This window comes from Sunxiuqinia sp. A32 (assembly GCF_052690465.1).
In genome coordinates this window covers 13,228-26,755 of sequence record NZ_JBQYLI010000020.1, presented here as the reverse complement: position 1 = coordinate 26,755, position 13,528 = coordinate 13,228, and the positions used below count along the sequence as shown (strand labels likewise).

12 protein-coding genes are annotated in these 13,528 nt (G+C 37.5%); 8 read left to right on the top strand and 4 right to left on the bottom strand.

Annotated elements, in window-relative coordinates; translation table 11 throughout:
- Positions 1 to 61: 61 nt before the first annotated feature.
- Entirely contained in the window at positions 62 to 490 is a 429-nt protein-coding gene (locus ACUNWD_RS17380) for a hypothetical protein (protein WP_445589121.1), read from the bottom strand.
- 276 nt (positions 491 to 766) lie between these two features.
- Here ACUNWD_RS17380 and surE point away from each other — a divergent pair, with 276 nt between their 5' ends.
- The 7 genes from surE (at position 767) to ACUNWD_RS17345 (ending at position 8,342) form a co-directional block, all read left to right on the top strand.
- Positions 767 to 1,528 carry a 5'/3'-nucleotidase SurE gene (gene surE / locus ACUNWD_RS17375; protein ID WP_445589120.1) on the top strand — a complete coding sequence of 254 codons (762 nt, stop codon included), beginning with the start codon at positions 767 to 769 and terminating at the stop codon, positions 1,526 to 1,528.
- On the top strand, positions 1,528 to 1,830 hold the full coding sequence (locus ACUNWD_RS17370; protein ID WP_445589119.1) for a hypothetical protein: 303 nt from the start codon (positions 1,528 to 1,530) through the stop codon (positions 1,828 to 1,830). Before surE ends, ACUNWD_RS17370 begins: the two co-directional genes overlap by 1 nt.
- A gap of 1 nt (position 1,831) precedes the next feature.
- A complete protein-coding gene (gene lpxB, locus ACUNWD_RS17365; protein ID WP_445589118.1) occupies positions 1,832 to 2,962 on the top strand; it encodes a lipid-A-disaccharide synthase in 1,131 nt (376 codons plus the stop codon).
- Positions 2,963 to 3,003: 41 nt separating this feature from the next.
- A complete protein-coding gene (gldG, locus tag ACUNWD_RS17360; RefSeq protein ID WP_445589117.1) occupies positions 3,004 to 5,418 on the top strand; it encodes a gliding motility-associated ABC transporter substrate-binding protein GldG in 2,415 nt (804 codons plus the stop codon).
- A gap of 140 nt (positions 5,419 to 5,558) precedes the next feature.
- Positions 5,559 to 6,689: a DNA polymerase III subunit beta gene (dnaN, locus tag ACUNWD_RS17355; protein WP_445589116.1), complete on the top strand. Its 1,131-nt coding sequence runs from the start codon at positions 5,559 to 5,561 to the stop codon at positions 6,687 to 6,689.
- 132 nt (positions 6,690 to 6,821) lie between these two features.
- On the top strand, positions 6,822 to 7,628 hold the full coding sequence (locus tag ACUNWD_RS17350; protein ID WP_445589115.1) for an exonuclease domain-containing protein: 807 nt from the start codon (positions 6,822 to 6,824) through the stop codon (positions 7,626 to 7,628).
- A gap of 99 nt (positions 7,629 to 7,727) precedes the next feature.
- Positions 7,728 to 8,342, top strand: coding sequence for a fumarylacetoacetate hydrolase family protein (locus ACUNWD_RS17345; protein ID WP_445589114.1), 615 nt, complete (start codon positions 7,728 to 7,730; stop codon positions 8,340 to 8,342).
- Between the two features lie 69 nt (positions 8,343 to 8,411).
- Here ACUNWD_RS17345 and ACUNWD_RS17340 read toward each other — a convergent pair whose 3' ends face one another.
- From ACUNWD_RS17340 to ACUNWD_RS17330, 3 genes are all read right to left on the bottom strand, one after another.
- Positions 8,412 to 9,962, bottom strand: a complete 1,551-nt coding sequence (locus ACUNWD_RS17340; RefSeq protein ID WP_445589113.1) for a beta-N-acetylhexosaminidase — start codon at positions 9,960 to 9,962, stop codon at positions 8,412 to 8,414.
- Positions 9,963 to 10,068: 106 nt separating this feature from the next.
- Positions 10,069 to 10,347, bottom strand: coding sequence for a hypothetical protein (locus ACUNWD_RS17335; RefSeq protein WP_445589112.1), 279 nt, complete (start codon positions 10,345 to 10,347; stop codon positions 10,069 to 10,071).
- An 11-nt stretch (positions 10,348 to 10,358) separates the two neighbouring features.
- Positions 10,359 to 11,360 (bottom strand): phosphotriesterase family protein, encoded by a 1,002-nt coding sequence (locus ACUNWD_RS17330; protein WP_445589111.1) that lies wholly within the window; start codon positions 11,358 to 11,360, stop codon positions 10,359 to 10,361.
- A 171-nt stretch (positions 11,361 to 11,531) separates the two neighbouring features.
- On the opposite strand from ACUNWD_RS17330, the gene ACUNWD_RS17325 reads away from it, so the two are divergent.
- The gene (locus ACUNWD_RS17325; protein ID WP_445589110.1) at positions 11,532 to 13,490 is read left to right on the top strand and encodes an alpha-L-arabinofuranosidase C-terminal domain-containing protein; all 1,959 of its coding nucleotides are present in this window, start codon (positions 11,532 to 11,534) and stop codon (positions 13,488 to 13,490) included.
- The last annotated feature ends 38 nt before the right edge of the window (positions 13,491 to 13,528 follow it).

The window sequence follows — 13,528 nt, the reverse complement described above, 5'->3', positions numbered from 1 at the left end:
TTTGGGAGGAGCTAAAAGAAACCCGATGGATTAAAAAATAAAGGGATAAGGGAAATTGATGCTAAAGATCTTTTCGGGCGAGATAACTGGTTGATTTAAATACCAGGCTCGAATACTCTTCCGAAAGTTTGTTGGCTGCTTCTTCTGAACCTTGCTGTTTTACAAATTCTTTCCACCATTTAACACCATCGGGTGACCATTTCCATTCATATTCGGATGGTCCGTCTTCCAATGTCCAAATAAGCATCATATCGTATTCACCAGTCATTAGCCAAAGCATTTTGGGTGGGGTGGTTTCAGCAGCTTGACCGGCCTTCTCATAAAGTTGAATAATTTCTTTGGCACGTTTTATCTTTCCAGGTTTAAAATCCACTAATACCACTTCGTGCCAGGTCGCATTTTCATACTTACTTGCTTTCATTTCTTCCTGTGCAATAGCACCTGAAACGATAAAAAGCATTAGCGCAACAAATAGGAATAAATTTTTCATACACCATCAATTTTAGTTAGTAATTATCTTGTAAGTAATCAGTAATCCTGCAAGAAAAATTGATTTTTGGTGTGTAAAGTGGACTTCTAACTCATTAAAGTCACACAAGTTAATTCTTATTTAGATTAAATCAAAATAATAAAAGTATTTTCGATAGCAAAAAATGAAAACCCTGTATTCGCAGTTGTTTGAATTGCAAAACGATGCTAATTTATACTTAGAATCGAATGGCGAATCCTTTGCTTTAATTTATATTTGTGATTCAATTAGTAAAAAATGAAGAACACTCCGCTGATTTTAGTTTCGAATGACGATGGTATTTATGCCAAAGGGTTAAAAGAACTTGTTGAAGTGATGCGCCTTTTTGGTGAAGTGGTTGTTATTGCACCGGAGAATCCGATGTCTGGCATGTCTGGAGCTATCTCCGTTGATAAACCATTGCGGGCAACTAAAGTACATGAAGAAGAAGGATACACAGCCTATAAATGCACTGGGACTCCCGTTGATTGTGTAAAATTAGGCTTTAACCAGTTAACAGATCGTCAACCTGATTTTGTGGTATCCGGAATCAATCATGGGGCCAATTCATCAATCAGTGTAATCTATTCAGGAACATTGGGAGCAGCCATTGAAGGGTGTTTACATGGTGTACCATCTATCGGCTTTTCTATTTGCGACTACGATCCGGAAGCTGATTTTTCGAAAGCTAAAATGTTGGTGGCGCGAATTTTTCAGACAGTGATAGAAGAAGGTTTGCCCCACTTTACCTGTCTCAATGTAAATATTCCACAAGGAAGCGTAAAAGGAATAAAAGTTTGTCGTCAAACCAAAGGAAAATGGGTTGAAGAGTTTGAGAAACGAACTGATCCCCACCAGCGTGATTATTATTGGCTGAGTGGTCATTTTAAGAATTTTGAACCGGATGCTGAAGATACCGATCTATATGCTCTGGATAATCAATATGTATCCGTTGTACCAATCAATGTCGATATGACCTGCCTTGAAACGTATCAACAAATGAAAAACTGGAACTTCTAATGAGTGAACAGCCTCCAAAAAATAAAAGTAAAATAAGAGAAGGTTTTCTCCCCGGAATAATTTTTCCAATCATCATTTTCTTTGTAATCTACATTGTACAGTACAAAGAAGTTAGCTTCTGGGACTATATGCAAAGTATGTGGCAATTTCAATTGATGTTCAAATTATTGTCATTATGCGTTGTTCCAAATCTGATCTTGTTTTTGTATTACTTCAAGCAGAAAAAAGACATGGCAGCTCGTGGCGTGCTAATGGCCACTTTTATTTACGCATTCATGGTACTAATTTCAAGCATACTATAATATGAAGTATTATTTCATTGCAGGCGAAGCCTCAGGTGATTTGCATGCTGCCAATCTAATTAAAGAACTGGTCAAAAAAGACTCCAATGCTGAATTGAAAGGTTTTGGAGGAGACCTGATGGAGCAGGCTGGAATGAAACTGACCAAGCATTACAAGGAAATGGCTTTCATGGGGTTTATTCCTGTGTTGATGAACTTGAGAACCATTAAAAAGAATTTCAAAACCTGTGAAGAAGACTTGCTGAATTTTAAGCCTGACGTGGTGGTTTTGGTAGATTATCCTGGATTTAATTTGCGCATGGCTGAATTTGCCAAAAAGCATGGAATCCGCGTTTACTATTATATCTCCCCTAAAATATGGGCATGGAAAAAACACCGCATCAAAAAAATACGAGCATTTGTAGATGAGCTATTCACCATCCTTCCATTTGAGACTGAGTTTTACAAAGGCCTGGGAGTGGAAGTTAACTATGTTGGGAACCCAGTATTAGATGCAATATTATCAAAACTGAAACCTGTCAATTTTGATTCGTTTGTACAAACGAATGCATTGGAGAAAAAGCCTGTTATTGCTTTATTGCCAGGAAGTCGGCTGCAAGAAATAAAAACCTTGCTGCCCATTATGCTAAAAGCTGCTGAGGATTTTAAAGATTATCAATTGGTTGTAACTGCAGCTCCCAATATCGATCAGACTGTTTATGATCAAATATTGAAAGGCTACCATGTTAAATTACTTAAAGGCGTAACGTATGAAGTGCTGCAACATGCCAAAGCTGCGATTCTTGCTTCTGGCACCGTTTCGTTGGAGGCTGGTGTAATTCGCACCCCTCAAATAGTTTGCTACAAAATGGCAGGCGGCTTTATTTTTCATTTAATTGGAAGACTGTTGATTAAAATCCAATGGGCATCGTTGGTTAACCTGATTTTAAACAGAGAAGCAGTGAAGGAATTCATTCAAATTTATTGTACTTCCACCAATATCAGGCAAGAATTAAAATTGATTTTGGAAGATAAAAATCATCGTAAAAATATATTAGCCAGTTATGATGAACTTCATGAAAAACTGGGGAAAACAGGTGCTTCGGAAAGAGCTGCCGTGGCAATGCTGAATAAGCTTTCCCAAAACTATTAATCTTTTCCTATCTTCGTTTGGGTAAAAACAAATACAGCGCAATGTTTAGTTTATTTCGAAAAGAAATTACCAGCTTTTTTGGATCGCTTACCGGGTATTTAATTGCCTTTGTATTTTTAATTGGCAATGGTTTGTTTCTATGGGTATTCCCCGGCAATTTCAACATACTGGATAATGGTTATTCAACCCTGGATACCTATTTCTCATTAGCTCCATGGATATTCCTGTTTTTGATACCTGCACTCACCATGCGCTTGTTTGCCGAAGAAAAAAGATTGGGGACTTTGGAGGTACTGGTGACACGACCACTTTCATTGTTTCAGCTGGTGTGGTCAAAATATATGGCAGGAGTTGTGCTGGTTTTAATTTGTCTTTTGCCCACTCTAATTTATTTCTATTCTGTTTATTCATTGGGAAACCCAGTTGGAAACTGGGATAGTGGCGCTGCCTGGGGATCGTTTATTGGTCTGTTTTTTCTGGCAGCTGTGTATGTTGCAATCGGTCTTTTTTCGTCTTCATTAACAGACAATCCTGTGTTTTCATTTATCCTCTCATTGTTTCTATCCTATTTATTTTATGTAGGAATCGAACAAGTAGCCTCTTTAAATTTATCGGTTGCATTAAATGAATTTTTCATACGGCTTGGCATCAACGAGCACTATCTTTCTATTAGTCGAGGCGTGGTTGATTCCCGGGATGTGATCTATTTTCTTTCACTAACTTTTTTCTTTTTGGTTTTGACTAGTATGACCTTACAACTGCGTCAAAAGAAATGGAAAAAGCAATTGCAAAAGTTAGTGACATTGATGGCTGGTTTAATAATACTTTCCTACTTATCAGGCTTTTTCTTTTTTCGGTTGGATCTGACTTCAGAAAAGCGTTACAGCCTTTCTGATCTTGCAAAGGAAATGGTTCAACAACTGGATGCTCCAGTAAAAATTGATTTATTTTTAGATGGAGAACTTCCTGCTGGATTCAGAAAATTGCAGGGTGCTGTAAAGGAAAAGATTCAGGATATGAATGCCTTTTCCAGAGAGCGAATTAGATTTGAATTGCACGATCCTTATAAAATGACAGAGAATCAAAAAGAGCGAGACCAACTTTTTGATCGCCTGATAACCCTTGGATTACAACCAACTGACCTTCGTTTGAAACAAGATGAAGGCACCGTGACCAAATTAATTTTCCCGGGAGCAGTTATTCGTTATAAAGATTATGAAATTGGTGTGAATTTATTGAGTAACAATCAAAATCTGCCTTCCGAAGTTAATTTGAATAATTCTATTGAAAAACTTGAATTTGAGTTTTCCAGAGCTTTCAAACAATTATTAAATGATGAAAGACCCGTCGTTGCTTTTCTCAAGGGACAGGACGAATTGAGTAATTCTGAAACGCAGGATATTCGCCAAAGCTTAATGGAAAATTACGAAGTAAAGGATTTGAAATCAACTCAATTAGTGAATGGCAAAACTATTCCAAAAGTGTTGATTGTAGCAGACCCTTCTCGACCTTTCGAAGAGCAGGATAAGTTTTACATCGATCAATATTTGATGCGTGGGGGAAATCTACTTTGGCTCATCGATCCTGTTCAGGTAAGCCTGGATAGCTTAAGCCGTGGTGAAACAACCCTGGCATTTCCTCGCGATTTAAATCTAATGGATCAGTTTTTCAAATATGGCATCCGTGTGAATCCTGATTTATTGCAGGATGTTGAATGTCTAATGATTCCTGTCAATACTTCGTTAGATGCTAACAATCCAAAATATACACCGGCTCCATGGTATTTTTCTCCCTTGCTTACTCCATCACAGGATCATGAAATTAGCCGTAATCTGAACCGCATCGAATCAGAATTTGTAAGTTCCATTGATACGGTGGGTAAAAATCCAAACCTTAAAAAGTCAGTTATTCTGCATACCTCCCTTTATTCGCGAAAATTGCGCACACCATTTGAGGTTAGTCTGCAAAGTATTAACAACCCGCCTGCGCGGAACTTATTCCAGGATAAGCTATTACCAGTGGGCGTATTAGTTGAAGGTATTTTTCCGTCCGTGTTTCAAAACCGGATGGTTGATCAATTTAACCTACAAGGGATCGATCTCTTGAGCGAATCAAAACCTGCCAAAATGATTGTTTTGGCTGACGGAAGTTTAATCGCAAACCAGGTTACTCACCGAAACGGGCAGATTCAAACCTTGCCACTTGGGTACGACCGATATTCAAGACAAACCTTTGGAAATAAGGAATTCATGGTGAATGCAATTAATTATTTGAGCGATGATCTTGGCATTATGTCTTTGCGTTCCCAAGTGTTCAAAATCCGCCTGCTAGACAAAGTAAAAATACGCGAACAACGTTTGTTCTGGCAAACATTAAATATCGTTTTACCTTTGGTGTTAATTTCTTTATTTGGGCTGATTTTCAACCTTGTCCGAAGATATAAGTACCATCGTTAATTCTTTTGTATAAAATCTATTCACGAAGCATAGGTAAAAAAAAGCAAAGTTTGTATATTCGTATAATTCAGACGGCGGGCTCTTGCAGCTTTCGTCAATTTTGTAAATAACCGATAGACAAAAACTTAAAAGCAATATCAATGAAATTTGTTGTTTCCAGTACCGAGTTACTAAGTCATCTGAATGCCATAAGTAAGGTGATTAGTTCTAAAAATACCTTACCTATTCTGGATAATTATTTATTTCAATTGGAAGATAATCTGCTTACGATTACTGCTTCTGATCTGGAGTCAACTTTAATTACCAGCATTGAGTTGGATAACACAGAAGGAAATGGTGATATTGCTGTACCAGCGAAATTACTGAATGACACTCTGAAAGAGTTCCCGGAACAGCCACTTACATTTCAGATTAATGATGACACATTTGCGATTGACATCTTCTCTGAAAATGGAAAGTTTAGTATTGTTGGCCAAAACGGCGAAGATTTCCCTCAACTACCAACGTTGAACGAAGAAGCTGCAGCATCTATTGATATTAACCATGATGTTCTGCTACATGGTATTACAAAAACATTATTTGCCACTGCTGATGATGAACTTCGTCCGGTGATGAATGGTATCTACATTGAACTTGGGTTGGATGATGTAACGTTTGTTGCTTCAGATGCTCACAAACTGGTTCGATATAAAAGAAGCGATGCAAAGGCTGAAGTTGAATCATCTTTTATTCTTCCTAAAAAACCTGCAGGCTTATTGAAAAGCTTACTTCCAAAAGAAGAGTTTGACGTAAAACTGCAATTCGATGATAAAAATGCATTTTTCACGCTTAGCAATTTTAAATTGATTTGTCGATTGGTTGAAGGTAATTATCCAAGTTATAATTCAGTAATTCCAACCAATAACCCGAACAAACTAATTGTTGACCGACTTGAATTGTACAACACCATCAAACGGGTATCCGTATTTGCAAATCAAGCCAGTAATTTGATCAAATTACACATTGATGATAGCCAATTGGTAGTTTCGGCTCAGGATGTAGATTTCTCAATTTCTGCTGTTGAACGCTTAAAGTGTCAATATGAAGGCGATGAAATTGAGATTGGTTTTAAATCAACCTTCTTAGTGGAAATACTATCCAACCTTTCTTCGTCAGAAGTGAAAGTTGAATTGTCTGATCCAACAAGAGCTGGCCTATTGCTACCTGCAGAAAAGGAATTTGATGAAGAAGATGTGCTCATGCTGCTCATGCCAATGATGATCAATGCCTAAAGAAAAAATTCAATAATATAGAACTAAACCTAACAGGAAATGTCTTGTTAGGTTTTTTAATTTTAAATAATTTTTATCAGAATTTCATGGAATTGATTTCATGGAAATATTCAAGCTTTAAATTTCGAAAAAATGAAGTTAAACTTAAAAAACCCATTGGTATTTCTAGATTTGGAAACAACCGGAATTAATATTGTAACCGATCGAATTGTTGAGATTGCGTTTCTTAAAATTAATCCGGATGGTACAGAAGAGGAAAAGGAGATGCGCATCAATCCTGAAATGTCAATTCCCGAGCATGTGAGCTTGATTCATGGAATTTACGATGAAGATGTTAAAGATTCTCCAACTTTTAAGGAGGTTGCAAAATCGCTTGCAAAATTCCTGGAAGGATGTGATTTGGCAGGATTCAATTCCAATCGATTTGACATTCCACTCTTGGCCGAAGAGTTCCTTCGAGTTGGCGTGGATGTTGATTTCAAAAAGCGAAAATTCATTGATGTGCAAGCAATTTTCCATAAAATGGAAAAACGCACATTGGCTGCAGCCTACAAATTTTACTGTCAACAGGAGTTGATTGATGCACACAGTGCAATGGCAGATACCAAAGCAACCTATGAGGTGTTAAAATCCCAATTAGACTTGTATGAAGAAGTCGAGCATCAGGACAATAAAGGGGTAAAAACCAAACCGATTCAAAACGATGTCAATAAATTGAGTGACTTCTCTTCCTACGACCGGAATGTTGATTTTGTTGGTAGAATCGTTTATGATGAGAATGGAGTGGAAGTCTTTAACTTTGGAAAAAATAAAGGAATCCCCGTAGAGAAGGTTTTACGGGAACAACCAGGTTATTTTGGCTGGATCATAAATAGTGAATTCCCTCTTTACACAAAAAAAGTGCTGACAGCTATAAAACTTAGAATGAAGGATATCTAGAACAGTTTTAAAAGCTATAATTCAAAATTGAATTCTCGGGTTTTACTGGAACATAGAGAAACGGAAAATCCTTAACATGTAACTTGAAACGCATAAAATATGAAAATCATTTGCATTGGACGAAATTATAGAGATCATGCCAGGGAATTAAATAATGAAATTCCTGAAGAACCTGTCATCTTCATGAAACCTGATTCTGCTCTACTTAGAAATAATGAGCCCTTTTACATCCCCGATTTTAGTAATGATTTGCATTACGAATGTGAATTGATTGTAAGAATCAATCGACTGGGGAAAAATATTGAAACGCGCTTTGCACACCGCTATTTTGACGAGTTGGGATTAGGCATTGATTTTACGGCTCGAGACCTTCAAAATCAACTAAAAGCAAAAGGTCTTCCTTGGGAAAAAGCAAAAGGATTTGATCGCTCTGCTGTAATTAGTTCTGAATTTATTCCGGTTGAAGACTTGAGCGATCGTGAATCGATTAAATTTCAATTGAAAAAGAATGGAGAGGTTGTTCAGCAAGGTGATACCGCGAATATGCTTTTCTCAATAGAAGAACTGATCGGCGAAATTTCAAAATTTTTCACCCTAAAAATTGGTGATTTAATTTACACTGGTACTCCTGCAGGTGTTGGCCCTGTTGCTATTGGTGACAGATTGGAAGGTTTTTTGGAAGACAAAAAAATGTTTGACTTCGAAATAAAATAATATTGTATGGATTCAAATAAAGCGCAGTTGCCTTAACCGCTGCGCTTTATTTATTTTGTATTTTTTTTACTAATCTCCCCATGGGACTAGTTTAGATCGATAATAATTTAATCCCCAAATGTCATATTGCATTCCATGAGAAGCCAGGCGTAATTTGTATTCGTCCCAATTTTTACTTTCAGCAGGCGACCAACCAATCTCTGCGTAACCAGCAAGGCGGGGAAAAACCAAAAACTCCAAATCAGCGCGATTCGTCACCGTTTCGGACCAAAGCGGAGCCTCGATGCCTAAAATATTCTCGCGTCCGATTTCCTTTTCCAGCTTTACAGGATCCCAGTTATAACCAGTATCGACTTCAATGTATCCAGCCCAATGCAATCCAAGCGGACTGATTGAATCATACTGCATATCAAGATAAGCTTTTTTTGCAGGAGACATGATTACCTTAATTCCTTGTTGAACTGCATTTTTAGCGTTTTCAGCACTTGCCCAATATTGTGCAATACTTCGATTGTCAAGCTTAGCCAATGTTATTTCGTCCCAGCCAATCATCGTCTTTCCATGCGAATACACAATGTCCTGAACGCGCTCAATAAATGGAATATAATCTTCTTTTTTAGTGACATGCGATTCGTCTCCGCCAATATGAATATATGGTCCCGGAGTAAGTTCCGCTAACTCTCCAACAACATCGTCGATAAATTCATAAGTAATTTCCTTGTCCGTACAAAGAGTGCTAAAACCAACATCCGTACCAGTGTATAAATCAGTTGCTTTTCCATTACAATTCAATTCTGCATATGAAGCCAAAGCCGCATTTGTATGTCCGGGCATGTCAATTTCAGGAATAATAGTTATAAAACGGTCTGCAGCAAATTTCACAATATCCTTGTATTGTTCCTGTGTAAAGAAACCTCCCTCTCCTCCACCAACTTCGGTAGCGCTTCCAATTTCTGTTAATCTGGGCCACGACTTAATTTCAATTCGCCACCCCTGATCATCCGATAAATGCAAGTGCATTACATTGAATTTATAATATGCCATCAAATCGAGATAATGCTTTACATCATCAACCCCTAAAAAATGACGGGCTACATCAAGCATAGTTCCCCGATGTTCATACTCCGGATAATCCCTGACTATCCCAGTTGGAATTGCCCAGTCTATTTGCTGAACAGATGTGTTTTCAATTTCTGAAGGCAAAAGCTGGCGGATAGTTTGAATTCCTCTGAAAATCCCTTCAGGCTTGTTTGCTTTTAGGGTAAGTAATTTTTTCTCAATCGACAATTCATAACCTTCACTCCCCAAATCTGAATCTTCCGAAAGTACCAGATAAATTCCTTTTGATGGTGCTTCTTCTGTTACTTTGACTGCTAACTCAAAGCCCGTTGCAAGTTTCAGTTTTTCACTTAAATAGTTTGCGGTATTTGCTAATTGCTCTGAATCTACTTCAACATAAATTGATGTCTTCTCATTTAGTTTAAATGATTTTCCAGTAGTTGTCACTGAGACTGGTCGAGGAATTATATTGTTTTCTGCAAGGTTAGTTGGTTCTTCTGGAGTGCAGGACCAAGCTAGGGAAATTACAAACAATAAAAGAATTGGCTTTGAAATTTTCATGGTATAATTTAGATTGATTCAGGTTGAAAAAGATGTTTGATTTTGCGTAAAGTATCGTTACAGTTTCAAAATAATGAAAGTAGTTCTTGTTGAATAATTTCAGGAACTATTTTCTCTTTTTCTTGGCACTTGCTCCACCTCCTCCAAAGAAAAACGTGACACCCAACAAAAAGCCGAAGTTATACCACCCACCTGCGTTGGGAAATGCATAAATTTCATAATCGGTAAACAAGCTAATTATAAAGCTAAAAAGGATTATGAAACCATGGAGCAGGCCGTAAAAGAAACCCGGGGGATCTATTACATTTCCAACTGATTGCGTTGCACAAGCCGATAAAGTAAGAATGCCTATAAAAACAATTGCATAGCGTATAGTCTTTTTCATACGATCTTATATTAATTGATTAACAACCTTGTCTTAACAGTAAAAGCATTTGCCGGGTTTGATACTAAAAGCATTTCAATGTCACCATCTGTAAATCCTTTGGATTTCAGATTGGGAATTAGTTTTTCAAATATCAACGTGTAGCCCTTATATTCCCGATCTGGTTTTACGGGATCAACCCAGCCAGCATCATGCGAAATCAGAATTTTGTTTAGAACACCTTGTTCTTTTAGATACGCTAAGGTTTCCCCTTTTAATGCTTCCTCACTCCATCCGTACTTGTCGAGAGAAACCCAACAGCCCATTTTAGCTGCTTCCACTAATTTTGACCAATCTTCTTCGTTACTGGCATGTGTCCAGATAAACGCCTCAGGAGAAACACCTTCCCCCTTCAAAATCTCTAATTGCTGAAAAGCTCCCAGTGCTGGGCCGGTATGCGACATGATTGTCAAACCAGTTGCTTTGTGTGCAATCGCAGCAGCTTTGGCAAGTGTTGCGTGAAATTCCGACAATGGTTTTCGATCAACAGCCATTTTGATAAAACCAGGTTTTATTCCTGTTCCTTCAATGCCTTGCTCATATTCGGCAATCCAAAATTGAGCAATATCTTCGGCGGGCATTTCCAATACATGTTTTGGAATAAACTTATTATTTTGAGCGCCATAAAATCCAGTATTGGTAAGAATGTTAATTCCTGATTCTGAAGATAGTTTTTGCAACAATTTTACGTCACGCCCAAGGTAATTGGGTGTACATTCAACCAGTGTTTTCACTCCGTGAGCTTTCACCTCCATTAAATATGGAAGAATTTTTTGAAAAGCGTCTTCCGAATCATATCGGCCAGGCGTTATGGAATCAGCCCCAATAAAATCGACCAGAACATGCTCATGCTCCAACGTAATTCCCATTTCAGATGAATCAATTTCACCATCTACGGTTATAATTTTATTTTGAGTATTTGATACACAAGACGTAAAGAAGATGACAATCAGTCCCCATATAAATTTTCTCATAGAACTTTTTCTTATAAAGTTAGTAATATTTGATATCCATGAGAATAGAAAATTTTCAAACATACAAGAAATTTAAAAAGTATTTTGTACTTTTATACAATATTTTGCAACACGTTGTAATTCTATACTAATTGAAAAGGTAATAATTAATCTACTAAACGAATTGTCATCATGAAAAAGATTGTACTAATTTTTGGCCTAATAAGTATCCTTTTTAGCGCATCAGTAAATGCTCAGAAAAAAATTGAAGTTCTGGTAGGTCAAGCTAATATTGCAATTCAACCCACAATGTGGGGCGTCTTTTTCGAAGACATTAATTTTGCTGCTGATGGTGGTCTTTATGCTGAATTAGTTATAAACCGTTCTTTTAAGTTTCCAAATCCATTAGAAGGTTGGAAAGTACCTTTCCGCGATTCCGTTTTTGTTATAAACGAAAAAATTGAAGGACAGAATCATCGTTATATACAGCTACAACCTTTAAGTTCCGGTCAAACCAATTTTATTCAAAACGTTGGATTTCGAGGAATGGGTATTCAAAAAGGTGAGGAATACCGATTGAAATTACGGTCAAAATTCGTAGAAAATAATGATCTTTCATTAAATATTGATTTGTTGGATATGGATGGCGAATCAATTGGTCATTCAATAATTAAGACGCTCAATAATAATTGGGAAATGAATGAGTTGATATTGAAAGCCACCAAAACTTGCGAGAAAGCTAATTTGAAGATTTCAATGATTGGAGATGGAATCGTTGATATTGACTATGTATCCTTGTTTCCTGTTCATACTTTCAAAAACAGAGAAAACGGCATGCGTGCTGATTTGGCTCAAATGCTGGCTGATTTACAGCCTGGATTTGTCCGCTTCCCTGGAGGTTGTATTGTTGAAGGTCATCATTTGGATTTACGTTACCAATGGAAAAAGACAGTTGGTGACATTGATGATCGTGAACTGATAATTAACCGTTGGAATACGGAATTTATGCACCGCCATACTCCTGACTATTACCAATCATTTGGCCTTGGATTTTACGAGTATTTTGTTCTTGCTGAAGATCTGAATGCAGAACCACTTCCCATCTTAAACTGCGGAATGGCCTGCCAGTACAATACAGGAGAGCTCGTACCTCTGGATGAAATGGATCCATATATTCAGGATGCAATCGACCTTATTGAATTTGCAAACGCCCCTGTCGACAACAAATGGGGAAAGCTTAGAGCAGAAATGGGGCATCCTGAACCATTCAACTTAAAATATTTAGGTATTGGTAACGAACAATGGGGAATCCAATATCTGGAACGATATCAGTTAATCGCGGAAAAAGTTCATGCAAAATATCCTGATGTTAAGCTTGTGTCAGGTTCTGGCCCAAGTTCAGATGGGGATCGTTTTGAATATTTGTGGAAAGAATTGAAAGGAAAGCAGGCTGACTTAGTTGATGAACATTACTATCGTGATCCTGAATGGTTTTTTAACGGAGCCACCCGTTACGATTCCTATGATCGGGATGGACTTAAGGTGTTTGCCGGAGAATTTGCAAGTCATACCCGCGTGAATGATGAATATCCATCATCCAATAACAATTGGCTAAGTGCTCTTTCTGAAGCTGCTTTTATGACTGGATTGGAGCGTAACGCAGATGTTGTATACATGGCATCCTATGCCCCACTACTTGCACACAAAGATGCATGGCAATGGCGTCCTGATTTAATCTGGTTCGATAACTTAAATGCAGTAGCTACACCGAACTATTACGTGCAGAAAATGTATTCAACCCACCGAGGAACTCACATGGTTCCTGTGTTAAGTGAAAAGGAAATTTTAGCTGGCGATAATGGACTTTATTCCAGTGCTTCGATCGATAAAAACAGTGGGCATATCTATTTGAAATTAGTGAATTCAAAACCTGAAGCAGAGCAGGTTACTATTCAATTTAAAGGAAGAAAAATTGCCAGTGACCAAGTAAAAGTAACTGAGCTATATTCCGACCAATTAATGAAATACAACACGCTCGAGAAGGAAGACGTAATTGTGCCAGTAGAAAAATCAATGTCTCTTACGAAGGATAAACTGACCTTGGAATTAAAACCTCAGTCCTTTATACTGGTTGATGTTTCATGTAAATAGGAAGGTTATCATATTTTCAAAAGTCGATCATTATTTAT